We start from the raw sequence: 23627 nt of genomic DNA, 5'->3' as shown, positions 1-23627 counted from the left end.
CGGCCACCAGGCAGAAAGACGTTCGCCCCAGGGTGCGGACGGGCGGGGTCGGGAGGTGCTCCCCGGCCCCGTCTCGCCTGTCCGGGGTGTGTAGGGTTCGCGCATGATCTTCGGACGCAAGGGGAGGAAGCGGTTTCTCGAGGCCGTCGCCGGGTTCGAGGCCGCTGTGCGGGAGCAGGACGGGGAGCGTTCGCAGCGCGCCATGCGGGAGATACAGGAGTGCTACGCGGACGCCACCGACGAGGAGTTCCACGAGGCCGGGCCGCGCCTGGCGGCACTGCTGCCGCAGGTGCCTCCCGGGCCCTCCGGCCTGGTCGCCGTACTGATCGGGGCCTGTGTCGAGCGTGGTGCGGACGCGACCGACTGCGCGCCCCGCATCTTCGACGGGCTCGCTGAAGCGCTGGGCGCGGCAGGGGAGTTCTGCGCACGCTGGGAAGCGACCGGCGGCGGGGAGATGCCGGAGCCGGACTCGGTGGACCAGGAGGCCCTCCAACGGGTCGGCCAGGACGCGGCCGTGGGCTGGTCCACCCTGCCGCAGTGGGAGATGGCGTCCGTGGCCATGCTCAACCACCCGGCCGTCCGCACCGGACCGGGCGCCGCCCGGCGCACGGAGCTCCTGCGGGCGCTGCACCCCGTACAGGAGGCCGCCGGACACGACTTCAAGTGCCTCCACTACGCCCTGCTCGTCCTCGACGACGAGCCCCTGATCGTGCTGCACCGCCCGACCGGCACCGGCTACGCCCTGCGCATGTCCGGAATCGGCGACAACTTCCAGCTGCACACCCTCCTCGCCGACGCCCTCGTCGGCGGCGGCCACGTGCCCGGTCACGCACCCTCGGCGCAGGAGGTCGCCGTGTGCCGTGACGCGCCGGGCCAGGTGCCGACGACCGGCTCCTTCAACCTCGCCACCCCGGACGGGGAATGGGTGTGGAACGAGGGAACTCCCTCCGACATGCCCGTCGTCGACGGCGTACGACTCCTCGTCCTCGACCCGCCGCCGTACCCCCGCGGCTGGCCCGCCGGCCGGTTCTTCCCCGGCATGGCCGGAGACCTCGTCCTGGAGCGCGTGCTCGACCGGGCGGAGACCGGCAGATGGCTGGAGCACTGCGTACCGGCGAACTGACCGGTACCGTCCGAGCCGTTCAACAACCGCACATCAACGCTCTCTGCGCCCGTCACGCGAAGGTCAGCCGGCATCGGAAGAACAGGGGCGGCAGATCGCACGCCACGGGTCTGCTCCCCGCTCCGCCGACCCGGCCCGTGACCAGGAGAGAGCCATGACCGGCGTAACGACCCTCGACCGTCCCCCCAAGCCCGCGGCCCCCACCCGCTACACCGTCTCCCTGGCCCGCGACGAGGCCGATGTACGCGCCGCGCAGCGGCTGCGGCACGAGGTGTTCGCCGGTGAGATGGGCGCCCTGCTGTCCTCCCCGCAGCCCGGCCACGACATCGACGCCTTCGACGCCTACTGCGACCACCTGCTGGTCCGCGAGGAGACCACCGGGCACGTCGTCGGCACCTACCGGCTGCTGCCGCCCGAACGGGCCGCGGTCGCCGGACGACTCTACTCCGAGAGCGAGTTCGACCTGACCCCGCTCGACGCGATCCGCCCGGGTCTGGTCGAGGTCGGCCGCTCCTGCGTCCACCCCGACCACCGCGACGGCGCCGTGATCGGCCTGATCTGGGCCGGCATCGCCCGTTACATGGTCGACCGCGGCCACGAGTGGCTGGCCGGCTGCTGCTCCATCCCGCTCGCCGACGGCGGCGCGCTCGCCTCCGCGACCTGGGACCGGGTGCGGGCCAAGCACCTGGCGCCGGAGGAATACCGCGTACGGCCCCTGCTGCCCTGGGTCCCGAGCGCCGCCGCCCCCGCCGCCCCGGCCGAACTCCCGGCCCTCCTGCGCGGGTATCTGCGCCTCGGCGCCTGGGTGTGCGCCGAGCCCGCCCACGACCCCGACTTCGGGGTCGCCGACCTGTACGTGCTGCTGTCGATGCGCCGGGTCAACCCGCGCTATCTGCGGCACTTCCTGTCCCTCGTGCCGGCCTGATGAGCGTCTGGCAGCCCAGCGCGCCCTGCACCCCTCGGGCCTGCATAGAGGCGACGGCGTCCGCCACGGCCGTACCCCGTGCCGTGCTGCGGCTCGCGGCGGTCACGGTCCTGATGCTCATCGGGATCGTGCTGTCACCGCTCGGCGGGAGGATCCCCGCCGAGTGGGTCAGGCGGTGGTGCCGGTGGATCGTACGGGCCGCAGGGGTCCGGGTCCGGATCACCGGCACCACCGTCCCCACCGGTGGTCTGCTGCTCGTCGCCAACCACATCTCCTGGATGGACATCCCGCTGCTCGCCGCCGTCCGTCCGGCCCGGATGCTCGCCAAGTCCGACATCCGGGACTGGCCGGTGGCCGGTCCGGTAGCGGCCCGCGGCGCGCTGTTCATCGACCGCAACCGGCTGCGTGCCCTGCCCGGCACGGTCGCCCGCATCGCGGACGCGCTGCGCGACGGGCAGGCCGTCGGGGTCTTCCCCGAGGGCAGCACCTGGTGCGGACGCGCCCAGGGCAGCTTCCGCCGGGCCGTCTTCCAGGCCGCCCTCGACGCGGACGTCCCCGTCCAGCCCGTCCACCTGCGCTACCGGATGACCGAGGGCTCGGCGAGCACGGCCCCGGCCTTCATCGGGGACGACTCCCTGCTGGCCTCGGTGTGGCGGGTGGTCCTCACCCGCGGCCTGGTGGCCGAGGTCGACGTCCGGCCCCTCATCCCGCCCGGCACCCACCCCGACCGCCGCTCCCTCGCCCGCGCGGCCCAGCCCGGAGCCACAGCCCAGCCCGACTGGACCCACGCGGCACTGGTGGCCTGACCACCCGCGGCACCCGCCTGCAACGATGCGCTCCATGCCCACCGCAGGCGATCGGAAATTCCGGGGTCCGGGCGTGACGCAGCTGCTAGCGTCGAGGTCATGAACGTCATCGGGCGAACCAGCACCGCAGCCGCGCGAGCGACCAGCTCGCCGGCTGCCGACGCCTGACCCCACCACACACCCCGGCGGCCGGAAACGGACCGCCGGGGCGTTCTCGTAGGTGACTCCCGTGTTCCCGCGCGGTTCTTTCCGGTCCTCGTGATCCGAAGGAAGACCGCCATGAACGGCAACATGACCATGAATACGGACCAGGTCATTCGGACCTTCACCGACTTCTACCAGGAGCGCGGACACCAATTGGTCACCGGCAGCACACTGTTGCCGCCGCCCTCGGACCCGGTGCTGTTCACCACGTCCGGCATGCACCCGCTCACCCCCCATCTGCTCGGCCGTCCGCATCCGCAGGGGCGACGCCTGGTCAATGTCCAGCGCTGTCTGCGCACGACCGACCTCGACGAGGTCGGTGACTCGACGCATCTGACGGTGTTCGAGATGCTCGGCTCGTGGTCCCTCGGCGACTACGGCCACTCGCAGAGCCTGCGATGGGGGTACGAGCTGCTGCGGGACGGCTTCGGCATCCCGCACGAGCGGCTGTACGCCACCGTGTTCGGCGGCGACGACCAGGTCGGCCCGGACACCCATTCCCTGCGCACCTGGCGGCAGTCGGGCGTCCCCGTCGAGCCGACCGGCGAGGACAACTGGTGGTCCAACGGCCCGGTCGGCCCGTGCGGCCCCGACTCCGAGATCTTCGTGTGGACCGGTGGCCCCGGCACTCCGCCCGAGGGCACCCCGACCACCGACCCGCGCTGGGTGGAGATCTGGAACCACGTCCACATGCGCCACCTCCGCCGCGAGGACGGCACCCTTGAGCCGCTGCGGCAGCCCGCCGTCGACACCGGCATGGGCCTGGAACGCCTGGTGACCGTCCTGCAGGGGCACGACTCCGTCTACGGGACCGACCTGTTCGAGCCGTGGATGCGGACCGTCCCCTCGCTGTGGCACCTGGACGACGAGCCGTCGCTCCGCCTCGTCTGCGACCACCTGCGCTCGGCCGTCGTCGTCCTCGGTGACGGCGTACGGCCCTCCAACACGGGCCGTGGCTACGTCCTGCGGCGGCTGATCCGCCGTGTGCTCACCACCCTGCGGCGCGACGACCCCACCCGCACCCTCGCCGACCTGCCTCCGGAGCCGGTCGGCCACACGCTGGAGCACTTTGGCCAGTCATGTGGTGTCGAGGCCGTGCGTGAGCAACTCCTCGACGAGGAACGGAGGTTCAGCCGGCTTCTCGAACGCGGGCGGCGCGTGTTGTCCCGGCCGGAGTTCCAACGGCCGCTGACCGACGAGGACTACGGCTACCTCCACGACACCCACGGCCTGCCCCGGGACCTCGTCGCCGGGATGCTCACCACGCGATGACGCCGGCGAGGCGGCGTCCGGGGCGGCGGGTGCACGTACCGCTCCGGACGCCGGCCGTGTCAGCGCTGGGTGTAGATGAAGCCGATCTTGTCGACCTCGTCGCCTGAGCGTCCGTGGAATCCGGCGATCTGCCAGCCGGACGGCGCGGTGCGGGTCACGCAGTCGGAGGTGGTGGTGCCACCGGCCAGGGTACGGCCCAGGCTGGTGGTGAACTTGGCGTAGAAGACGCGGGTGTGGTCGTTGTACGAGCCCTGGCACAGGTAGGCGGTCGTGACGTACTCGCCGCTGCCCAGGGTCAGGGAGGACGCGGTCCCGCCGGTGCCGCCGTGGGCGAGCGTCGTGCCGCCCGCCAGGGTGAGGTTCATCTGGTCGACGCGGGAGCCGGAGCGCAGACCGATGGTGGTGGCGCGAGCACCGGCCGGCACGCTGTCGATGTCGTTGTAGTAGTCGCCGTGCGGGCCGCCGTACTGGTCGCTGAGCTGGAAGGCGGAGTTGCGCGACCACGTGAAGCCGACCGTGATCGGGTCGTGGTCGGAGAGCATGAGCCCGTCGTCGGTGAGGAACTTGGCGTGCTCGTTGTTGTACGAGGCCGCGTTGAGCGAGACGAGCTTGCTGCCGCGGTAGAGGACCTTGTCGACGACCTCGCAGGTGTTGGGCACGGTGGCCCCGGACTGGTCGCAGACCAGCGCGTCACTGCCCTTGGCCGGCGGGGTGCCGCCGCGGATCAGCTGGACCCAGGCGTCGGTGAGTCCGTTGGACGAGGCGAACTCGGCGATGGTGTCGGCCGTGCGGGTGTAGCGGGTGTTGGTGTCGCCCATGACCACCACGGCGTTGCCCGCCGAGTGCGTCTTGATGAAGGCGGTGAGCTGGTTGAGGTTGTCGGCGCGGGAGGCCTCGTCGCCGTCATTGGTGCCCGCGTTGGTGTGCAGGTTGTAGAAGTCGACGTAGACGCCCTCGGCCAGGCGCTCGCGCATGAAGGTGAAGCCCTTGGGGGTCAGGCAGTCACCCGAGTCGATCTGGCAGGAGTTCCAGTGCACCCGCTCGAAGTCGTCCGTGTCGTACGGGATCTTCGACAGGGTGTTGAGCCCGCTGCCGATGCCGGCGCCGCCACTGGTCGGCGTGCGATAGGCGTGCGCGGTGTCGCCGGCGTAGAGGTACGCGTGGTAGTTGAAGTCCTCCTCGACATGCACGATGTCGTACGGCGCGATCCGCTGGCCGATCGCCGTGGTGCTGGTGTCGCGGGGCGTGGGCGCGCTGGAGAGGCTCTGCGGCAGGCCGGCGACGTTGTAGCTGAGCACGCTGAAGCTGCCCGAGTCGGCGGCCGCCGCGGAGGGCGCCGCCATGGTGAGCCCGCCGAGGGCGGCGGCTGCCGCCGCCAGGCAGGCGAGGAGTCTGCGCATGGGGGTGTGTCTCCTGGGGGAGTGAAAGCGGTTGCGGTGAGCCAGTGATTGAAGTTACCGCTGGTTACCCCAGTCTGTCGCGACCCTGACAGGAGATCGTTCTGTGGGGGTGGAGGACGGGTTAAAGGTGTGGGAACTCGGCGCACGCCCGATGACGTGCCCATCGTCCACCCCTCGTCCACCTATGTGAATGCGAAACAAGTACCGGGCTATTGACGGGTTCAGGTCAGCGGTTTTACGTTCCGGGAGAAAGCGCTTTCCATCTGTCAGTCCGTCTGTCTGTCTGTCTCTTCGTACCTCCGTCAGACGCCTCAACCGTCCTGGAGATCAACGATGAATCCGAGACCCCTCATCGCGTGCGTCAGCCTGATCGCAGGCACCCTTGTCACGCTGTCCGGCACCATCGCGCAAGCAGCCCCCACCCGTTACGAGGCCGCGGCGGCCGGCACCACGCTGTACGTCTCGCCGAGCGGCACCGACAGCGCGGCCGGCACGCAGTCGGCGCCGACCACGCTCACCTCGGCGATCAGCCGGATCACCGCCGGCGGCACGATCTACCTGCGCGGGGGGACGTACAACTACTCCTCCACGGTCACCATCCCGGCCGGCCAGGACGGCACCTCCGGCGGCCGCACCACCCTGTCCGCCTACCCGGGTGAGACCCCCGTGCTCAACTTCTCGGCGCAGAGCGAGAGTTCGTCCAACCGGGGCATCCAGCTGAACGCCAACTACTGGCACCTGTACGGGCTGACCGTCGAGCACGCCGGCGACAACGGGATCTACGTCGGCGGCAGCAACAACGTCGTCGAGCGCACGGTGACGGCGTACAACCGCGACACGGGACTGCAGCTGGGCCGGATCGCCTCCACCACGCCCCGTTCGCAGTGGCCGTCGAACAACCTCGTCGTCAGCTCGGAGTCGCACGACAACGCCGACTCCGATGGTGAGGACGCCGACGGTTTCGCGGCGAAGCTGACCACGGGCACCGGGAACGTCTTCCGCTACGACGTCTCCCACAACAACATCGACGACGGCTGGGACCTCTACACCAAGACCGACACGGGCGCCATCGGACCGGTGACCATCGAGTACTCCCTGTCCTACAACAACGGCACCCTCAGCGACGGCAGTCAGAGCGGCAACGGCGACCGCAACGGCTACAAGCTCGGCGGCGACGACATCGCCGTCAACCACGTCGTCCGGCACAACATCGCCTACCACAACGGCCATCACGGGTTCACCTACAACAGCAACCCGGGCACGATGGCCGTCACCGGCAACGCGAGCATCGACAACGCCCAGCGCAACTACTCCTTCGACGCGGGGACTTCGGTGTTCCGCGGCAACACCTCGTGCCGCTTCTCCGTCAGCGGCTCGAACGACAAGACAGTCGGCGACGCCGACAGCTCCAACCAGTTCTGGTCCGGCACCAACGGCTCCCGCTGCTCCTCCTACTCCGGCGCACTGGGCTGGTCGTTCGCCTCGGACGGCAAGCTCGCCGTCACCTTCGGCGGCAAGGTGGTGACGCCGTAACCACACCCTCGGCTCACGAGCCGCCGCCCGCGTCAGCCGCGCGGGTGGCGGCTCACGTCGCCGACCAGGTGATGGGTGCCAGGTGTGCCGTCCGCGTGGCGGATCACCAGCTCCGCGTACGCAGGGTCAGGTTCGTCATGGCGGAGACGTCTGCTGCGCTCGACCGGCGAGGATATGGCACCGCCGGGTCGGGTGGGGCGCGGCAAATTCGGTGGACATTGATCGTTCCGTGAACAGACTGACCGCATGACCATCGAACCTGATCCCAAGGCCGATCTTCACTTCTATCTCCAGAACGCCCGCGACGCGCTGCTGTGGAAGCTCGATGGGCTGTCGGAGTACGACATCCGTCGGCCCTTCACGCCGACCGGCACCAATCTGCTCGGGCTGGTGAAGCATGCGACGCATGCCGAACTCGGTTATCTGGGCGACACGTTCGGGCGGCCCTCCGATCTGCCGAAACCCCTCTTCGGTGAGGGCGCGGACGCCAACGCCGACATGTGGGCCAGGGCCGACGAGTCGCGTGAGGACATCGTCGCCCGCTATCGCGGCGCGTGGACGCACGCGGACGCGACGCTGGAGGAACTGGAGTTGGACGCGGTCGGCACGGTGCCCTGGTGGCCGAACGGCGCCGACGAGGTGACCCTGCACCACGCGATCGTGCGCGTCATCGCCGACACCCACCGGCACGCCGGCCACGCCGACATCATCCGCGAACTCATCGACGGAGCCGTCGGGATGAACGAGAACAACACCAGCATGCCGAAGGGGGACACGGCTTGGTGGGCGGAGTACCGGCAGCAGTTGGAGAGCGTGGCCCGGAAGGCGTCGGGGCAGGAGTGAAAACGCCTGCCCACCCCGGGGCGGGGTGGGCAGGGGACGGCAGCGTGTTGACGGGGTGTCAGCCAGCCGCGAGCAGCTCCAGCGTGTCGATCACACGGTTGGAGAAGCCCCACTCGTTGTCGTACCAGGCGACGACCTTGACGTGCCGACCGTCGACGCGGGTGAGCGCCGAGTCGAAGATCGAGGAGGCGGGGTTGCCGGTGATGTCGGAGGAGACCAGCGGGTCCTCGGAGTACTCCAGGATCCCGGCGAGCGGCCCCTCGGCCGCCGTACGGTAGGCCGCCAGCACGTCCTCGCGCGTCACGTCACGGGCGACGGTCGTGTTGAGCTCGACGATCGAACCGACCGGCACCGGCACCCGGATCGAGTCGCCCGACAGCTTGCCGTCGAGACCCGGCAGCACCAGACCGATGGCCTTGGCGGCACCGGTCGTGGTCGGCACGATGTTGACGCCCGCGGCCCGCGCCCGGCGCGGATCGCGGTGCGGCCCGTCCTGCAGGTTCTGCTCCTGCGTGTAGGCGTGCACGGTCGTCATGAAGCCGTGCTCGATACCGGCGAGTTCGTCGAGCACCGCGGCGAGCGGAGCCAGCGCGTTGGTGGTGCAGGAGGCGTTGGAGACGATGGTGTGCAGCTCCCGGTCGTAGGCGTCGGTGTTGACGCCGTACGCGAGCGTGACGTCCGCGCCGTCCGAGGGCGCGCTGACCAGCACCTTGCGCGCGCCGGCGTCGAGGTGGGCGCGGGCGGCCTTGGCGGAGGTGAAGCGGCCGGTCGCCTCCAGCACGATGTCGACGCCGAGTTCGGCCCACGGCAACTGGGCCGGCTCACGCTCGGCCAGCACCCGGATGCGCCGGCCGTCCACGACGAGGGTGTCCCCGTCGACGGTGACCGGGCGGCCGAGGCGGCCGGCCGTGCTGTCGTAGGCGAGCAGCCGCGCGAGAGCCGAGGGCTCGGTGAGGTCGTTGACGGCGACGATCTCGAGAGTGCTGTCGCGTTCGAGCAGGGCGCGCAGCACGTTGCGTCCGATGCGGCCGAATCCGTTGATGGCGATGCGCGTCATGAGGGGTGTTCCACCTTTGAAGTCGTCCCTGGGGTTCGCCCCCAGGGTCGCTCGCGACATCCGCCCGGGACAGCGGCGCGATCGCCATGGTTCAAAAGGATCCCGCCAGGCCGGCCGCGACGGGTCACTCGCCCCGTGCGAACGTGTGCCGGTACTCGCTGGGCGTGGTGCCGAGGATCCGCTGGAAGTGCAGCCGCAGGTTCGCCCCGGTGCCGAGTCCCACGTCGGCGGCGATCTGCTCGACGCTGCGCTGCGAGCGTTCCAGCAGCTCACGGGCCATGTCGATGCGGGCGCGCATCACCCACTGCATCGGTGTGTAACCGGTGTCCTCGACGAAGCGCCGGGACAGGGTGCGCGCCGAGACCCCCGCGTGCCGGGCCAGCACGTCGAGGCTCAGGTGCTCGTCGAGCCGGCGCAGCGCCCACTCCCGGGTGGCGGCGAAGCGCTCGCCCAGCGGCTCGGGCACACTGCGCGGTACGTACTGCGCCTGGCCGCCGCTGCGGTAGGGGGCGGCGACCAGGCGCCGGGCGGCGTGGTTGGAGGCGGCCACACCGAGATCCCCGCGCAGGATGTGCAGGCAGAGGTCGATGCCGGAGGCGGCCCCGGCCGAGGTGAGGACGCTGCCCTCGTCGACGAAGAGCACGTTCTCGTCGACCTTGACGCGCGGATGCTTCGCGGCGAGCGCCCGCGTGTAGTGCCAGTGCGTGGTCGCGCGCCTGCCGTCGAGCAGTCCGGTGGCGGCGAGGGCGAAGGCACCGGTGGAGATGGCCGCGAGCCGCGCGCCCCGCTCGTGGGCGGCGACCAGCGCGTCGACGACGGCCCGCGGCGGGTCCTCGCGGTCCGGGAAGCGGTATCCGGGGATGAACACGATGTCGGCCCACGCGAGCGCGTCGAGGCCGTCGGCGACGGAGTACGACAGCCCGTCGCCGCCGTTGACGAGCCCCGGTGCCGCCCCGCACACCCGCACCTCGTAGGGCATGCTCGCCCGCGTCGTGAAGACCTGCGCGGGAATCCCGACGTCGAGCGGCTTGGCACCCTCCAGCACGAGGACGGCGACACGGTGGAGACGGGAGGCTGACACGGGGACAGGGTACGAGGCAGGTCAGGCCGAGCCGCCGTACCGGACGCGCGCCGCGTGGGCGGCGGGGTCGGAAGGCTTCTGTGGCTCCGTCGTGTCAGCCCAAGCAGCGGCCCGCGGCGGCTTCGGCCCGTGGTCGCTTCCCGTCGTCCCAGTACGTCGTGGACGGCGCTCGCGCCTTCGGAGAGCGGCCGGTCGGCGCCGGCGTCCCAGGCCATGATCGCGGCGTAGGCGCGGACGCCCGGGGGGTGAGGCCGGCGCGGCGCTTCCGCGCGTCCGACGCGCCGGACCGCGCCGGTGCGGGTGCGCAGCCGAAGCGTTACGGCGGGTCTCCTCGCCGGACACGAAACTAGGACGGTCCCAGTACTCGCGCCAGATACGGCGCCGTCGCGCTTGCCTCCGCCCGGGCCACCTCCACCGGCGTCCCCGCCGCCACGATGTGGCCGCCCGCGTCGCCGCCGCCGGGGCCGAGGTCGATCACCCAGTCCGCGCCCGCCACCACCGACATGTCGTGCTCGACGACGACCACCGTGTGCCCGGCGTCGACAAGACCGTGCAGCTGACGCATCAGGACCTCGACGTCGGCCGGATGGAGTCCGGTCGTCGGCTCGTCGAGGAGGTAGAGGGTGTGACCGCGACGGCCACGCTGCAACTCACCGGCCAGCTTGATGCGTTGGGCCTCACCGCCGGACAACTCGGTGGCGGGCTGCCCGAGTCGCAGATAGCCGAGCCCGACGTCCAGCAGGGTGCTCAGACTCCGCGCCACGACCGGTGTGTCGGCGAAGAACTCCGCCGCGCTCTCCACCGTCAGATCCAGCACCTGCGCGATGTTCCGTTCCCGGTACGTCACTTCGAGCGTCTCTGGGTTGTAGCGCGCCCCACCGCAGTCCGGGCACGGCGCATAGGTGCTCGGCAGGAACAGCAGCTCCACACTCACGAACCCCTCGCCCTGACAGGTCTCGCACCGCCCGCCCGCGACATTGAAGGAGAAGCGACCGACCCCGTAACCCCGCTCGCGTGCCGCGTCGGTGGCCGCGAACACCTTGCGTACGACGTCGAACAGGCCGGTGTACGTGGCGAGGTTGGACCGCGGGGTGCGACCGATCGGCTTCTGGTCGACCGAGACCAGCCGCCCCACCCCCGCGAGGTCCTCGGTGATCTCGCCGATGAGCGTGGACTTGCCGGACCCGGACACACCGGTGACCGCGGTGAACACCCCGAGCGGGCACTCGGCCGTCACGCCGCGCAGGTTGTGCCGGGTGACCGGCCCGACCTTCAACTCCCCACGAGCGGAACGCACGTGCCGTACCGCGGCGGGGGAGCGGTCGAACAGGAAACGGGCCGTCGCCGACTCCTCGACCCCGGCCAGGTCCGCCACCGGTCCGCTGTGCAGCACCTCGCCGCCGTGGTCACCGGCGCGCGGGCCCACGTCGACGAGCCAGTCGGCACCGCGCATGACGTCGAGGTGGTGCTCGACCACGAACACCGAGTTGCCGGCCGCCTTCAGCCGCTCCAGCACGGTGAGCAGTGCCTCGGTGTCCGCCGGGTGCAGACCGGCGGACGGCTCGTCCAGGACGTACACCACACCGAACAGTCCGGAGCGCAACTGCGTCGCCAGGCGCAGGCGTTGGAGCTCTCCGGTCGAGAGGGTCGGGCTGGCGCGGTCCAGGCTCAGGTAGCCGAGGCCGAGTTCGAGGACCGGGGCGATACGGGACCTGAGGTCGGCGGTCAGGACGCGGGCGGTCTCGTCGGTGGCGACCAGTTGGTCGGCGAGGTCCGTCAGCGGCAGCGCGGCGAGTTCGGCGATCGTACGGCCGCCGAAGGTGACCGCCAGCGCCTCGGGCCGCAGCCTGCTGCCGCCGCAGACCGGACATGGAGCGCTGGTCAGGAAGTGCTCCGCGCGGGCGCGCAGGGTCGCGCTCCTGGAGTCCGAGAAGGTCTTCATGACATACCGGTGGGCGCTCATGTACGTGCCCTGGTACGGCCGTTGGATACGGTCCGCGTCCCGCACCGGGTGCACGGTGACGACCGGCTGTTCCTCGGTGAACAGGATCCACTCCCGCTGCTCGGCGGGCAGTTCACGCCAGGGCCGGTCCACGTCGTGGCCGAGCGCGTCGAGGATGTCCCGCAGGTTCTTGCCCTGCCAGGCGCCGGGCCACGCGGCGATGGCACCTTCGCGGATCGACAGCGACGGATCGGGCACCAGCGACCGCTCGGTCGTACGGTGCACCCGGCCCAGCCCATGACACTCCGGGCAGGCTCCGACGGCCGTGTTGGGAGAGAAGGAGTCGGAGTCGAGGCGCTCGGCGCCCGGGGGGTAGTCGCCGGCGCGGGAGAAGAGCATGCGCAGCGAGTTGGAGAGGTTGGTGACCGTGCCGACGGAGGAGCGGGAGGTCGGCGCCGAGCGGCGCTGTTCGAGCGAGACCGCCGGCGGCAGCCCCGTGATCTCGCCGACCTTGGGCGCGCCCACCTGGTGGATCAGCCGGCGGGCGTAAGGGGCGACCGACTCGAAGTAACGCCGCTGGGCCTCGGCGTAGATCGTGCCGAACGCCAGCGAGGACTTCCCCGACCCGGACACCCCGGTGAACACCGCCACCACGTCCCGGGGAATGTCGACGTCCACGCCCTTGAGATTGTGCTCCCGGGCTCCGCGGACACGGACGTACGGGTCGTGGGGGCTCGGCATGCGGGGACTCCGTACGGACGTCGACCAGGGCGGGACAAACTCCGTAATTCTATGCGAGCGACGCGCGCGACCGCTCGTGGTCTGCCCGAGTGCGGTCATATTCGCCCGTGGCACCTGGCCTGCGGTGTCACGTTTCAATATCTTGGCGTCGGGGAGACGGCTCTGGCAGAGAGCGCTGTCTCATGCGAGGGGAGTTCCGCACCATGCCGATGTTCGGCAGACGTCAGAGACGCGAAAATGCCTTCGGCGAAACGCGGAAGGCGGCGTTACGGGCCTTCGCGATCTCCGACGAGGATCTGAGCACCCTCGAACGCGTCACGAGCCATGCGCGCACGCAGCTTCTGCGGCTCAGCGACAGTGACCTGGAAACGATCGACAACGGCAGCGGGTACCGGCTGATGCCGCTCATGCACCAGCGCGCCGGCGCGGCACGCGTCCTCGGTCACCCGGGCATCCCCATGCTGGTCACCGAGGTGAGCAACGTGCAGGCCGCGGTGCTCAACCTCGAGTCGTACGAGGGCGATCCCATGCTGGTGCTCGAGGGCTACGACCTGCTCAACAGACTCACGCTCCTCGCCGAGCTGGCCCACGTACCCGAGGAGATCGGCGGCGTCGTCACCCTGCCGAACGAAGCCCCGGGCGCCCCCGCCCCCGCCGCGCCCGGCACGGCGACCGACGAGCCGCCCGGGCCCTGAGGTCCGACGCTCACCGCCCGGTGAAGATCCCGGCCAGCCGGCGGTACGACTCCAGCAGCGCCGACCGGTCGTACGTGCTCGTCGTCACCAGGACCTCCTGGGCTCCCGTCTCCTTCAGCACCGTCTCCAGCTCATGGGCGACCTGCTCCTCGGTCCCGGCGAGATGGCCGGTCAGCCCGGACTCGTAGAAACCGCGTTCCCTCTCCGTCATCGTGAGTGCCTCGACGCGCTCTGCGGGCGGCAGGGGCGGGAACGTGCCGTGCGTGCGTGAGTACGCCATCGACCAGGCCTCCGGGACCAGCAGCCGCCGCGCCTCCTCCGGCGTGCCGGCCACCGCGATCGTGCCCGAGACGACGACGTACGGCTCCCGGGCCCAGGGGGAGGGGCGGAACCGTTCACGGTAGTGATCGATGCCGCGCCGCATCTTCTCCCTGTTCCGGAGGTCGCCGATGACCATCGGCAGACCGGCGCGGGCGGCGATCGCGGCGCCCTCGCCCATGGCCAGCACGAAGGGCGGCACGGACAGCCCCTCGGCGGGGCGCGCGTGCACGCCCGTGGGGGACGATCCGCTGAACCAGCCGAGCAGTTCCTCCAGTTGGCCGGCGAAGTCCTCGGCGTCCCCCTTGTCGCGGCCCAGCGCCCTGCGCACCCCGTCGGTGAAGCCGACGGACCGCCCCAGCCCCATGTCGATCCGGCCCGGGAACAGTGACTCCAGCACCCCGAACTGCTCGGCCACCACGAGGGGTTGATGATTGGGCAGCATCACACCACCGGTGCCGACCCGTATCGTCCGTGTCGCCGCCGCGACGGCGGAGGCCAGCACGGTCGGCGCGGAACCGGCGACCCCCGGCACGCCATGGTGCTCCGACACCCAGAACCGGTGATACCCGAGCCCCTCCAGTTCCCGCGCCAGCCGCACGGTGTCCCGCAGCGCCTCCGCGCCGGTGTGCCCCTCACGGGTCCGGGAACGGTCGAGAACGGAGAAACGGGTCCGGGCGGTCAGGGAGCTCATACAAGTTTCAACGCCTGACGGACCCCAGGATTCCTGCCCCTGCTCCGACGCTCGGAGATGAAATCGATTGGGTCGGGAGCGGCCGGCATGTTCCGATGCTCGTTGTGAAACAGCGGGTGCACCTCCACGGAGTTCGGCTGGGGAGCAACGAGTTCCGGGTCATCCGGGCCGACTCGACCCCGGCCCGACTGGCCTTGCGCGACGACCGTCATTGGCTGTCGATGTACGCGGATCGGCAGGGCGCGGCCTCACTCGTCGCCCTGTGGGCCTTGGCCGCCCGGTCCGCCCATTCGCTGGTCTACCTGCCGATCCGGGCCAACCAGGCCCCTGACGGCGTCATGAGTGAGGGGGAGCCGGTCTCACTGGACCTGGTGCTGGTCCACCACAGCCTGCAGTTCCCGACCGCCTCGTGGAAGCGGATCCGGGCACGGCTCGGCGTGGGCAAACCGCACACGACGGCCACCCCGGCCGAGGACTTCCCCGACGAGAGCGCCATCGACCACGAGCGGCGACACCACCGGGCGTACCGCGACCACCTCGCCTTCCACATCGCCGCGCACACGCTCTTCGTCGTGGGCAGTTCCACCGCGTTCCGGGAGCACGGCACCGCGCTCCGCGGTCTCCTCGACGAAGCCCCGTCCTTTCTCCACCGCCATCCGAACGCGGGGCATTTCTGCGTGGAGATCAACCCGGGTCCCTGGCCCGTACGGACCCGTGGCCGTGTACCGGGAAGCCTGCACATCCAGTACTCCAGCACCTGGCAGATCTGAGGGCCCAGGAATGACGAAAGGCGAGGAGTTCACAACTCCTCACCCTTCTCAACGTATAGCGCACCGGGGGCCTTGCGGCAAGGCCCCCCACGTGCCGCAGAATCGCCTGCCGAGACCAGGACCTGCGGAAACGGGGATGTTGACATGCGTGTGGTGCTGACGGCGTGGGGATCGCGCGGGGACGTGGAGCCGCTGGCGGGACTCGCGGTGGGCCTGCGCGAACTCGGTGCGGAAGTGCGGGTGTGCCTGCCCGCGGACGAGGAGTTCGCACAGTTGCTGGACCGTGCGGGCGTACCGCTGGTGCCGCTCGGACCGACGGTGCGTTCCATCGTGACCCGTCCGAAGCCGCCGGGGGCGGCGGCCGCGTTCCAGCTCGCGCCCGAGTTGGTGGCCGCTCGGTTCGACACGCTCACCACGGCGGCCGAGGGATCCGACGTCCTGCTGGCGACCGGCCTGATGCCGTCGGGGGCACGGTCGGTGGCCGAGAAGCTCGGCGTCCGGTACGCGTTCGCGTGCTTCCACCCCTTCGGGCTGCCGTCGAAGCACTTCCGCCCGGGGGCGCGGCCGGGCACGCCCTCCCCGGAGGAGGAGACCGACCTCGAGGTGCTGTGGGAGCAGGACGGCCAACGGGTCGACCAGCTGTACGGCGAGGCGGAGAACCGCCACCGCGCCGCGATCGGCCTGCCGCCGCTGGCCGGCGTCCGGGACTACGCCCTGACCAGCCCCGCGCTGCTGGCCGCGGACCCGCTGCTGGCTCCGTGGAAGGACCTGACCAACCTCGAACTCGTCCAGACCGGGGCGTGGTTCCTGCCGGACGACCGCCCGCTCCCGCACGACCTGGAGACCTTCCTCGATGCCGGTGAACCGCCGGTCTACGTCGGCTTCGGCAGCATGGCCATGCACTCCTCGCCGGACCTTCCCCAGGTCGCCGTCGAGGCGGTGCGCGCCCACGGCCGGCGCGTCCTGCTCTCCCGCGGCTGGGCCGGCCTGGCCTCGGTCGACGACCGGGACGACTGCTTCGTCCTCGGCGAGGCCAACCATCAGGCCCTGTTCCGCCGGGTCGCGGCCGTCGTGCACCACGGAGGCGCGGGCACCACGCAGACGGCCGCAAGGGCCGGGGCGCCCCAGGTGATCGTCCCCCAGATCGTGGACCAGCCGCGCTGGGCCGCGCGCGTCGCCGAACTGGGCATCGGCGCCGCGCACGACGGCCCGACACCGACCGTCGAGTCCCTCTCCGCCGCCCTCAAGACGGCCCTGACCCCGGAGACGCAGGACCGCGCGAGGTCCGTGGCCGCCAGGGTCCGCACGGACGGAGCGAAGGTGGCCGCCCAGCTGCTGCTCGACGGGTTTCCGGACGCCTGAGCAGGCCGGTCTCGTGCGGGCGTGAGTGGTGGAAGGTGTCTGCCTAAGGTGGGGGCGTGACCGACAGCAGTGATCGTCCCCTCGCCGTCTTCGACCTGGACAACACCCTCGCCGACACCGCCCACCGTCAGCGCTTCCTGGAGCGCAGGCCGCGGGACTGGGACGCCTTCTTCGCCGCCGCGCCGCAGGACCCACCGATCGGGGAGGGCATCGCGCTGGTGCTGGAGAGCGCGAAGGAGTGCGAGGTGGTCTATCTGACGGGGCGGCCCGAGCGCTGCCGCCGGGACACGCTCGCGTGGCTGACGGCGCAAGGGCTGCCGGACGGACGGGTGTTCATGCGGCGCAACGACGACCGCAGGCCCGCCCGGCGCACCAAGCTGGAGATCCTCCGCCGTCTCGCCCGTACCCGGGAGATCCGGGTGTTCGTGGACGACGACGAGCTGGTGTGCGAGGACGCGGAACGGGCGGGTTTCCGGGTCGTACGGGCGCGCTGGACCGCCCCCTCCGCGGCGCTGAAGAAGGCGCAGGAGGGGGAGGGGCGTACCTGAGGTTCGGGAAAGGCCTGGTGAAGCGGTCCGTCAGTCGGACTCGTCGAGTCGGAATCCCACCTTCAGGCCCACCTGCCAGTGCGCGATCTCTCCCTCCTCGATCTGGCCGCGTACCTGCACCACCTCGAACCAGTCCAGATTGCGCAGCGTCTGGGAGGCCCGGCTGATGCCGTTGCGGATGGCCTGGTCGACGCCGTCCGGCGAGGTGCCGACGATCTCGGTGACCCGGTAGGTGTGGTTCGACATGCGGGTGCTCCTCTCCGTACGCCCCTGATGACCGGAGCGTCACGTGTGTCGCGCGTCACTCCACCGTGCCCCAAGCTGCGGCGGAGCGCGAGACGTCCGGTTGCTTGCCGGGGCGCCCCTTGACGCCCGGTATTGGTCCATACCAAACTCCCGGGCACGCCCGTACGAGCTGACCGCTCGCCCCCCACGCCGGGACCTTCGCCCTGTCCGTCAGACAGAACAGGACCCCCCGTGAGACGTCGAAGCCTGCTCTCCCTCGCCTCCCTCGGCCTGCTCGGCGGGTGCGCACTCGTGCCGGGCGGGGAAGGCAGACGCACCGTCACCGTGTGGCTGATGAAGGACAGCGCCTCGCAGGACTTCCTGCACCGCTTCACCGAGGCCTTCGAGCGCGACAACAGCCATCTGCGCCTGGACATCCGCATCCAGCAGTGGAGCGGCATCGGCCAGAAGGTCCAGCGCGCGCTCGACGACGACTCGGGCACCGGTCCCGACGTCATCGAGGTCGGCAACACCCAGGTCCCGCAGTACGTCGAGGACGACCGGCTGCTGGACCTGACACTGGAGTCGGCCCTGCACTGGGGCAGCCGCGACTGGCTGCCCGGCCTCGCCGAGCCGGGGCAGCTCATGTCCCACCAGTACGGCATCCCCTGGTACGCGGCCAACCGTGTCGTCATCTACCGCAAGGACCTCTTCGCCAAGGCCGGCATCACCTCCCCGCCCCGCACGCACGACGAGTGGCTCACCGTCACCGAACGCCTCAACTCCGGCGGTGATCAGGGCATTTACCTCGCGGGACAGGACTGGTACACCCTGGCCGGCTTCATCTGGGAGGAAGGGGGCGGCCTGGCGGACGACGGGGACAGCGACGGCGCCGGCTGGCGGGGCTCGCTGGACACCCCGGCCGCCCTGCGCGGCATGGACTTCTACCGGCGCCTGCAGGCACTCGGCGACGGTCCGGCCGGCGCCGACGAGGAACACCCGCCCCAGGCCGGCGTGTTCGCCAAGGGTCGGGTCGCGCAGATCATCGCGCTGCCCGGCCTGGCCCGCACCGTCGTCCAGCAGAACCCCGGCCTGCAGGGCAAGCTGGGGTTCTTCCCGGTGCCGGGCAAGGCCGCCGGGCGGCCCGGTGCCGTCTTCATCGGCGGCTCCGACCTCGTCGTACCGAACACCACCCGCGAACGGGACGGTGCTGTGGCCGTCGTCGCCGCGCTGACCGGCGCCAGATGGGACACCGAGCTGGCGCGCGCCATGAACTACGTCCCCAACAAGAGGTCCCTCGCCCGGCACGTCGCCGGTGAGGAGGGGGTCGCGGCCATGGCGGCCGGCGCCGCACGGGGCCGGGCGACCCCCGCCACACCGCAGTGGGGCGCGGTCGAGGAGGACAACCCGATCAAGCAGTACATGACGCGGGTGCTCACCGGCGCGGACCCGGCGACCGAGGCCCGCAAGGCCTCCCGGCGCATCACGGCGGTCCTGAACCGCCTGGACTGAGGAGACCGGCGGTCAGCGCACCAGGCTCAGCGACAACGCGAACCGCCCTTCTTCGTCCGTCCACCAGTGCTCCAGATCCAGCCCGGCGGAGGCCAGTTCGGCGCGTACGCCCTCCTTGCGGAACTTCGCCGACACCTCCGTGCGCAGCTCCTCGTCCTCCGCGAAGTCGACGGCGAGATCCAGTGCCGGGATCTTCACCGTCTGGGTCGTACGGGAGCGCAGCCGCATCTCGATCCACTCGTTCTCCCGGTCCCACAGGGCCACGTGGTCGAAGGCGCCGGGATCGAAGTCGGCATGCAGTTCCCGGTTGACGACGGTCAGGACGTTCTTGTTGAAGGCCGCCGTCACACCGGCCGCGTCGTCGTACGCCCGTACCAGCACCTTCTCGTCCTTGACCAGGTCCGTGCCGAGCAGCAGCGCGTCACCGGGGGAGAGCAGGGAGCGGATCGCGGCGAAGAACGCGGCCCGCTCGACCGGCAGCAGGTTGCCGATCGTCCCGCCCAGGAAGGCGATCAGCCGGGGACCCGGCGTGTCCGGCAGGGCCAGACTCGCCGTGAAGTCGGCGATGAGAGCGTGCACCTGGAGCCCGGGGCGTTCGGCGATGAGCGCGTGCCCGGCCTGCGTGAGCGCGCTCTCGCTGACGTCCACGGGGACGTACGTGTCCAGGTCGCTGAGCGCGTCGATGATGAACCGGGTCTTCTCCGAGGAGCCGGAGCCCAGTTCGACGAGCGTACGGGCCCGGGTGGCCGCGGCGATCTCGCCGGCGCGGGCGACGAGGATCTCGCGTTCGGCGCGGGTGGGGTAGTACTCGGGCAGTTCGGTGATCTGCTCGAAGAGCTCGCTGCCGTGGGCGTCGTAGAACCACTTCGGCGGCAGGGTCTTCGGCGTGCCGGTCAGGCCCTGCAGGACGTCGGCGCGCAGGGCGGCGTCGGTGGCGTCCTCGGGCAGGGTGCGGGTGAGAAGGAACGGACTCACGTACGGGGCTCCTTCGAGGGTGCGGGGGCCAAGGTCTCGCTCGGCTCCTTCAGGGGGGTGAGCAGCACGTCGGTGCGGCTCGCCGCGAGCAGGGTGCGGTCGGGGACCTCCTGCCAGTGCGGATCGTCGTCGTAGGGCTCGGAGGCCACGACGGTGCTGCGGCCGGGGGAGTTGAGATACCAGAGGGTGTCGCCCCAGGCGGTGGCGGTGATGGTCTCGCCGTTGGAGAGCAGCAGGTTGAGCCGGGAACCGGGGGCCGCCTCGGCGACCTCCAGCACGGTGTCGGCCAGCGCCTGCCCCTCCTCGTCGCCGGCCCGCAGCCGGGCCAGGACCAGCGCCCAGACGAGCGCCGAGTCGTTGCGGGCCTCCAGGGACAGCACGTCGACCGCGGGCAGGCTCTCCACCAGCGGTGCGAGCGACCGCGGCCAGCCCTTGACGGCACCGTTGTGGCTGAACAGCCAGGGCCCGGTGGCGAAGGGGGCCGCCGCGGCCTCGGCGTCGGCGCCCGAGAGGGTCGCGTCACGTACGGCGGCCAGCAGCGCGCCGGTGCGGATCACCCGCGCGAGGTCCGCGAAGGACAGGTCCGCCCAGATGGGTCCGGCACGCCGGTAACGGGCCGGCACCGGATCGCCCTCGGCGTACCAGCCCACGCCGAAACCATCGGCGTTGACCGTCCCGTACCGCTGCCGCCGGGGCTCCCACGACTGGCGGTACAGGCTGTGCGCGGGCTCCACGAGGAGCCGGCCCAGCGGCTCCTCGGGGCCCAGATACGCCAGATGACGGCACATCAGACGTCTCCCGCGGACCGGGCGGTGCGGAACCCGGAGAAGATCTGCCGCCGGATCGGGTAGTCCCAGTTGCGGAACGTGCCCCGGCAGGCCACCGGGTCCACGGCGAACGAGCCGCCGCGCAGCACCTTGTACTCCGGTCCGAAGAACACCTCCGAGTACTCCTTGTACGGGAACGCCTCGAAGCCCGGGTACGGCAGGAAGTCGCTCGCCGTCCACTCCCACACGTCACCGATCAACTGCCGTACGCCGAGCGGCGATTCCCCGGCCGGGTAGCTGCCCGCCGGGGCCGGGCGCAGATGCCGCTGGCCGAGGTTGGCGTGCTCCGGGGCCGGGTCGGCGTCGCCCCACGGGTAGCGCATCGAGCGGTTCCCGGCCGGATCGTGCCGGGCGGCCTTCTCCCACTCGGCCTCGGTGGGCAGCCGCCGCCCGGCCCAGCGGGCGTAGGCGTCGGCCTCGTACCAGCACACGTGGACGACCGGCTCGTCGGGCGGCACGACCTCGGTGACGCCGAAGCGGCGCCGCAGCCACTGCTTGCCGTCACGGCGCCAGAACAGCGGGCCGGTGATGGAGTGTTCGCGTATGTGCGCCCAGCCCTCCGCCGTCCACCAGCGTTCGTTGTCGTAGCCGCCGTCGTCGATGAACGCCTGGTAGGCGCCGTTCGTGACCGGTGTGGTGTCGATGTGGAAGGAAGCCACCTCGCGCCGGTGCGCGGGGCGTTCGTTGTCCAGCGCCCACGGCTCGCTGGAGGTTCCCATGGTGAACGGGCCGCCGGGGACGAGGACTTCGGCAGGTCCGGTGGACAGCGCGACCGGCTCAGGGTCGGGAGCCGTCAGGGCCTGCGGGCCCTTGCGGAGCTGATGGGTGATCAGCATCGTCTCGTCGTGCTGCTGTTCGTGCTGGGCGATCATCCCGAAGGCGAAGCCCGCCTCCGTCAGCCGAGTGCCGTGGAAGTCGGCGCGCTCCAGCACGTCCATCACCCGCCCGCGCACCTCGGCGGCGTAGGCGCGGGCCTCGGCGGGCGGCAGCAGCGGCAGCGAGGGCCGCTCCGAGCGCGGGTGCTCGAAGGCGTCGTACAGGCCGTCGATCTCGGGGCGTATCGCCTCCCGGCCGGCGACGCCCCGCAGCAGCCACAGCTCCTCCTGGTTGCCGATGTGGGCGAGGTCCCACACCAGCGGGGACATCAGCGGCGAGTGCTGGGCCGTGAGGTCGGGCTCCTCGACGCAGCTGGTCAGCAGCGTGGTGCGGTCGCGCGCGGTGGTCAGGGTGGTCAGGGCCCGCTCACGGAGCGTCTCGGCGTCGATGGCGGGGTCGGTCATGTGCGGAGGTCCTTCCCGTGGGTGCGCCCGGCCGTGTCGTACACACGCTCGAGCAGCTCGTCGGCCGGGGTGCGGCCCTGAACGACATAACGGTCCCGGTACGCCGTGACGGCGGCCGTGACCTCGGGGGTGGCGCCGATCCGGGGCAGTGCCTCGATCGCCGCGGCGAAACAGGTGACGGCCGCCTCGTGCAGCTCGGGGTCGGAGAGAGCCGAGCGGGCCGCGTCCAGCCACAGCGGGTTGTGCGGCGCCGGCAGCGCCATGGCCCGCTCGGCCAGGGGCTTCACCGTGCGGTAGGCGGTCTCGGCGGCCCAGGGGTCGTCGAAGAGCGCCGTGGTCACGGCGAGCGGGACGATCCAGCCGTCCTCGCCGGGCTGCGCGTCGATCATGCGCAGCTCCAGGAAACCGCGCGGTCTGACCGGCGGGAACAGGGTCGTGATGTGGTAGTCCAGATCGGCGCGGGTCGGCCGCCCGGGCGTGCGCGACCTGGTCCACTCCCGGAAGGTCAGCCCCTCCGGAACGTCCCAGGGCGCGCCCTCGCGCCGTACGCACATCACCGGCGAGTCCAGGACGTGCCGGGCCCAGGCGGCACGCGGATCGCCCTCCAGCGGAGGGCCTCCCGCCCGGCCGGTGCCGATCTCCATCCAGGTCAGCTGCCGGGTGGAGCGCCAGCCCGTGGGCTCACGGTCGGCCAGCGGCGAATTGGCGAAGGCGGCCACCAGGACCGCGCCCAGCTGGTGCGCCAGCCACCAGCGCCGGCCGTGGCCGAGGGGGCCGGGCTCCTCGTACCCGGCGTCGAGGCACACCTGCACCGACGCCGAGGTGCACATCATGCGGCGGCCGGCCGGACCGGTGCGGTCCAGGCAGGCCTCCATGGCGTCGTAGCGCGGCTCGTGCAGGAACCGGCGCGGGGAGTGCCAGGGGTCGTGTCCGATGCCGACCAGGCCGAGACCGTGCCCGGCGAGCGCCGTACGGACGGCGTCGAGGTCGGCGGATACGGTACCGATGCACTCCGTCAGGGAGGCGGCGGGCGGCGAGCTCAGCTCCAGCTGGCCGCCGGGCTCTATGGTGAGCGCCGACCTCAGGGGCACGGTCCGCAGTGCGGCATAGGCCGCTCGGAGTCGTTCGTGAGTCACGGGGAGCCGCGGGTCGCGCAGCTCGTGGACGAGCCATTCCAGTTCGACCCCGACGCCTCGGGGCGGGCCGGTCTTGAAACATATGCCCCGTACCAGGGCCTCCACCTCGGCTTCGGTGAGGGCGGTGCGAGGCTCCGTACAGTCGCTGCAGTCGGTCGCTGAATCGGACATGTCGGATCCCTTCTGAGGTTCCACCGTGCCGTCGACCGGGGCGCCGGGGCTCCCGGACGGCGACACCCGTCCCACCCAAAACCCTCGCGCCGATTCGCACAAGGGTGCGTACCGCCACGTTCCGACTCGGTAATCTCCTCGATCCGGCTGTTTTCTGCGGTTTTCCTGGGCGTTCACGGGTGCGGAA

Annotated in this window: 21 protein-coding genes; 11 read left to right on the top strand and 10 right to left on the bottom strand. The window is 71.3% G+C overall.

Annotated elements, in window-relative coordinates; genetic code table 11:
- The first annotated feature begins 103 nt into the window (after nt 1-103).
- The 4 genes from ACWCQ1_RS15790 (at nt 104) to ACWCQ1_RS15775 (ending at nt 4330) form a co-directional block, all read left to right on the top strand.
- Complete coding sequence (locus tag ACWCQ1_RS15790; protein ID WP_451026701.1) at nt 104-1123, top strand: hypothetical protein; 1020 nt, start codon at nt 104-106, stop codon at nt 1121-1123.
- Between the two features lie 154 nt (nt 1124-1277).
- Nucleotides 1278-2048, top strand: coding sequence for a GNAT family N-acetyltransferase (locus tag ACWCQ1_RS15785; protein ID WP_358602608.1), 771 nt, complete (start codon nt 1278-1280; stop codon nt 2046-2048).
- Nucleotides 2048-2854: a lysophospholipid acyltransferase family protein gene (locus ACWCQ1_RS15780; protein WP_451026700.1), complete on the top strand. Its 807-nt coding sequence runs from the start codon at nt 2048-2050 to the stop codon at nt 2852-2854. The genes ACWCQ1_RS15785 and ACWCQ1_RS15780 overlap by 1 nt, the downstream gene beginning before the upstream one ends.
- 297 nt (nt 2855-3151) lie before the next feature.
- Nucleotides 3152-4330 (top strand): alanine--tRNA ligase-related protein, encoded by a 1179-nt coding sequence (locus ACWCQ1_RS15775; protein WP_451026787.1) that lies wholly within the window; start codon nt 3152-3154, stop codon nt 4328-4330.
- A 59-nt stretch (nt 4331-4389) separates the two neighbouring features.
- On the opposite strand, the gene ACWCQ1_RS15770 is transcribed toward ACWCQ1_RS15775, so the two are convergent.
- Complete coding sequence (locus tag ACWCQ1_RS15770) at nt 4390-5730, bottom strand: jacalin-like lectin (RefSeq protein ID WP_133046597.1); 1341 nt, start codon at nt 5728-5730, stop codon at nt 4390-4392.
- Between the two features lie 333 nt (nt 5731-6063).
- Here ACWCQ1_RS15770 and ACWCQ1_RS15765 point away from each other — a divergent pair, with 333 nt between their 5' ends.
- Together ACWCQ1_RS15765 and ACWCQ1_RS15760 are read left to right on the top strand one after the other, a co-directional pair.
- Nucleotides 6064-7263, top strand: a complete 1200-nt coding sequence (locus ACWCQ1_RS15765; RefSeq protein ID WP_451026699.1) for a right-handed parallel beta-helix repeat-containing protein — start codon at nt 6064-6066, stop codon at nt 7261-7263.
- Nucleotides 7264-7509: 246 nt separating this feature from the next.
- Entirely contained in the window at nt 7510-8106 is a 597-nt protein-coding gene (locus ACWCQ1_RS15760) for a DinB family protein (protein ID WP_358602596.1), read from the top strand.
- Between the two features lie 58 nt (nt 8107-8164).
- Here the strand turns inward: ACWCQ1_RS15760 and gap are convergent, their stop codons facing one another.
- From gap to ACWCQ1_RS15745, 3 genes are all read right to left on the bottom strand, one after another.
- Nucleotides 8165-9163 (bottom strand): type I glyceraldehyde-3-phosphate dehydrogenase, encoded by a 999-nt coding sequence (gap, locus tag ACWCQ1_RS15755; protein ID WP_358602593.1) that lies wholly within the window; start codon nt 9161-9163, stop codon nt 8165-8167.
- Nucleotides 9164-9287: 124 nt separating this feature from the next.
- The gene (locus tag ACWCQ1_RS15750) at nt 9288-10244 is read right to left on the bottom strand and encodes a GlxA family transcriptional regulator (protein ID WP_133046600.1); all 957 of its coding nucleotides are present in this window, start codon (nt 10242-10244) and stop codon (nt 9288-9290) included.
- 346 nt (nt 10245-10590) lie between these two features.
- Complete coding sequence (locus ACWCQ1_RS15745) at nt 10591-12927, bottom strand: ATP-binding cassette domain-containing protein (RefSeq protein WP_451026698.1); 2337 nt, start codon at nt 12925-12927, stop codon at nt 10591-10593.
- A gap of 182 nt (nt 12928-13109) precedes the next feature.
- Here ACWCQ1_RS15745 and ACWCQ1_RS15740 point away from each other — a divergent pair, with 182 nt between their 5' ends.
- Entirely contained in the window at nt 13110-13622 is a 513-nt protein-coding gene (locus tag ACWCQ1_RS15740; RefSeq protein ID WP_358602586.1) for a hypothetical protein, read from the top strand.
- Nucleotides 13623-13632: 10 nt separating this feature from the next.
- Here ACWCQ1_RS15740 and ACWCQ1_RS15735 read toward each other — a convergent pair whose 3' ends face one another.
- Nucleotides 13633-14634, bottom strand: coding sequence for an LLM class flavin-dependent oxidoreductase (locus tag ACWCQ1_RS15735; RefSeq protein ID WP_358602583.1), 1002 nt, complete (start codon nt 14632-14634; stop codon nt 13633-13635).
- A gap of 95 nt (nt 14635-14729) precedes the next feature.
- Between ACWCQ1_RS15735 and ACWCQ1_RS15730 the strand changes: the two genes are divergently transcribed.
- The 3 genes from ACWCQ1_RS15730 (at nt 14730) to ACWCQ1_RS15720 (ending at nt 17314) form a co-directional block, all read left to right on the top strand.
- The gene (locus ACWCQ1_RS15730) at nt 14730-15404 is read left to right on the top strand and encodes a hypothetical protein (RefSeq protein WP_358602581.1); all 675 of its coding nucleotides are present in this window, start codon (nt 14730-14732) and stop codon (nt 15402-15404) included.
- Between the two features lie 144 nt (nt 15405-15548).
- Nucleotides 15549-16766: a glycosyltransferase gene (locus ACWCQ1_RS15725; RefSeq protein ID WP_358602578.1), complete on the top strand. Its 1218-nt coding sequence runs from the start codon at nt 15549-15551 to the stop codon at nt 16764-16766.
- Nucleotides 16767-16822: 56 nt separating this feature from the next.
- Nucleotides 16823-17314, top strand: a complete 492-nt coding sequence (locus ACWCQ1_RS15720; protein WP_358602575.1) for a phosphatase domain-containing protein — start codon at nt 16823-16825, stop codon at nt 17312-17314.
- A 30-nt stretch (nt 17315-17344) separates the two neighbouring features.
- Here ACWCQ1_RS15720 and ACWCQ1_RS15715 read toward each other — a convergent pair whose 3' ends face one another.
- On the bottom strand, nt 17345-17560 hold the full coding sequence (locus tag ACWCQ1_RS15715) for a dodecin (RefSeq protein WP_240858827.1): 216 nt from the start codon (nt 17558-17560) through the stop codon (nt 17345-17347).
- 231 nt (nt 17561-17791) lie between these two features.
- Between ACWCQ1_RS15715 and ACWCQ1_RS15710 the strand changes: the two genes are divergently transcribed.
- A complete protein-coding gene (locus ACWCQ1_RS15710; protein ID WP_358602572.1) occupies nt 17792-19051 on the top strand; it encodes an extracellular solute-binding protein in 1260 nt (419 codons plus the stop codon).
- 12 nt (nt 19052-19063) lie between these two features.
- On the opposite strand, the gene egtD is transcribed toward ACWCQ1_RS15710, so the two are convergent.
- The 4 genes from egtD to egtA are packed head-to-tail and all read right to left on the bottom strand — an operon-like array spanning nt 19064 to nt 23440.
- Entirely contained in the window at nt 19064-20026 is a 963-nt protein-coding gene (egtD, locus tag ACWCQ1_RS15705; RefSeq protein ID WP_358602569.1) for an L-histidine N(alpha)-methyltransferase, read from the bottom strand.
- The gene (gene egtC / locus ACWCQ1_RS15700; protein ID WP_358602566.1) at nt 20023-20814 is read right to left on the bottom strand and encodes an ergothioneine biosynthesis protein EgtC; all 792 of its coding nucleotides are present in this window, start codon (nt 20812-20814) and stop codon (nt 20023-20025) included. The genes egtD and egtC overlap by 4 nt, the downstream gene beginning before the upstream one ends.
- Nucleotides 20814-22133, bottom strand: a complete 1320-nt coding sequence (egtB, locus tag ACWCQ1_RS15695) for an ergothioneine biosynthesis protein EgtB (RefSeq protein ID WP_451026697.1) — start codon at nt 22131-22133, stop codon at nt 20814-20816. Before egtB ends, egtC begins: the two co-directional genes overlap by 1 nt.
- The gene (gene egtA, locus ACWCQ1_RS15690; RefSeq protein WP_451026696.1) at nt 22130-23440 is read right to left on the bottom strand and encodes an ergothioneine biosynthesis glutamate--cysteine ligase EgtA; all 1311 of its coding nucleotides are present in this window, start codon (nt 23438-23440) and stop codon (nt 22130-22132) included. Before egtA ends, egtB begins: the two co-directional genes overlap by 4 nt.
- Between the last annotated feature and the right edge of the window lie 187 nt (nt 23441-23627).

The sequence above is a fragment of the Streptomyces sp. NPDC002144 genome, assembly GCF_053593695.1.
Note: the sequence above shows the minus strand (reverse complement) of the source record. Positions and strands in the feature narration are given on the sequence as shown.

Excerpts from the sequence above, each read along its gene's own strand:
- ACWCQ1_RS15790 (WP_451026701.1), top strand. The coding sequence starts at position 104 with ATGATCTTCGGACGCAAGGGGAGGAAGCGGTTTCTCGAGGCCGTCGCC.
- ACWCQ1_RS15785 (WP_358602608.1), top strand. The coding sequence starts at position 1,278 with ATGACCGGCGTAACGACCCTCGACCGTCCCCCCAAGCCCGCGGCCCCC.
- ACWCQ1_RS15780 (WP_451026700.1), top strand. The coding sequence starts at position 2,048 with ATGAGCGTCTGGCAGCCCAGCGCGCCCTGCACCCCTCGGGCCTGCATA.
- ACWCQ1_RS15775 (WP_451026787.1), top strand. The coding sequence starts at position 3,152 with ATGAATACGGACCAGGTCATTCGGACCTTCACCGACTTCTACCAGGAG.
- ACWCQ1_RS15770 (WP_133046597.1), bottom strand. The coding sequence starts at position 5,730 with ATGCGCAGACTCCTCGCCTGCCTGGCGGCGGCAGCCGCCGCCCTCGGC.
- ACWCQ1_RS15765 (WP_451026699.1), top strand. The coding sequence starts at position 6,064 with ATGAATCCGAGACCCCTCATCGCGTGCGTCAGCCTGATCGCAGGCACC.
- ACWCQ1_RS15760 (WP_358602596.1), top strand. The coding sequence starts at position 7,510 with ATGACCATCGAACCTGATCCCAAGGCCGATCTTCACTTCTATCTCCAG.
- gap (WP_358602593.1), bottom strand. The coding sequence starts at position 9,163 with ATGACGCGCATCGCCATCAACGGATTCGGCCGCATCGGACGCAACGTG.
- ACWCQ1_RS15745 (WP_451026698.1), bottom strand. The coding sequence starts at position 12,927 with ATGCCGAGCCCCCACGACCCGTACGTCCGTGTCCGCGGAGCCCGGGAG.
- ACWCQ1_RS15740 (WP_358602586.1), top strand. The coding sequence starts at position 13,110 with ATGCGAGGGGAGTTCCGCACCATGCCGATGTTCGGCAGACGTCAGAGA.
- ACWCQ1_RS15735 (WP_358602583.1), bottom strand. The coding sequence starts at position 14,634 with ATGAGCTCCCTGACCGCCCGGACCCGTTTCTCCGTTCTCGACCGTTCC.
- ACWCQ1_RS15730 (WP_358602581.1), top strand. The coding sequence starts at position 14,730 with ATGCTCGTTGTGAAACAGCGGGTGCACCTCCACGGAGTTCGGCTGGGG.
- ACWCQ1_RS15725 (WP_358602578.1), top strand. The coding sequence starts at position 15,549 with ATGCGTGTGGTGCTGACGGCGTGGGGATCGCGCGGGGACGTGGAGCCG.
- ACWCQ1_RS15715 (WP_240858827.1), bottom strand. The coding sequence starts at position 17,560 with ATGTCGAACCACACCTACCGGGTCACCGAGATCGTCGGCACCTCGCCG.
- egtC (WP_358602566.1), bottom strand. The coding sequence starts at position 20,814 with ATGTGCCGTCATCTGGCGTATCTGGGCCCCGAGGAGCCGCTGGGCCGG.
- egtB (WP_451026697.1), bottom strand. The coding sequence starts at position 22,133 with ATGACCGACCCCGCCATCGACGCCGAGACGCTCCGTGAGCGGGCCCTG.
- egtA (WP_451026696.1), bottom strand. The coding sequence starts at position 23,440 with ATGTCCGATTCAGCGACCGACTGCAGCGACTGTACGGAGCCTCGCACC.